Raw genomic sequence first — 270 nt, 5'->3', positions numbered from 1 at the left:
ACCATGACCTTCCACGCGATCACGGACGAAGCCGGCAACGAACTTGGTCAGTACCCGGTCGCGCTTGAACCCGTTAGGAACAAGGATGACGGGGCCCGCAAAGAGACCCGCGATAAGCAATATGAACAGATCCTTGAAGCCGTCGATACGCTGTCGGCCGACACGGAGGACGGCTGGGTCTCTATTCAAGCCATCATCGAAGCAACAGCGCAAAGCCTTCGCGTCAAAGCAGGCAGGATCCGGGCAGTGGCCGAGGAGCTTAAGAAGCAG

At 58.1% G+C, this 270-nt stretch carries 1 protein-coding gene; it reads left to right on the top strand.

Translation table 11 applies throughout. The features are described 5' to 3' along the window. The coding region (locus tag R0J87_RS20775; RefSeq protein WP_498888625.1) for a hypothetical protein at nt 1-270 on the top strand (270 nt) is incomplete at both ends.

Source organism: Halomonas sp. SIMBA_159 (assembly GCF_046536035.1).
GTDB lineage: Bacteria > Pseudomonadota > Gammaproteobacteria > Pseudomonadales > Halomonadaceae > Vreelandella > Vreelandella venusta_A.
This window is presented reverse-complemented; position numbering and strand designations above follow the sequence as displayed.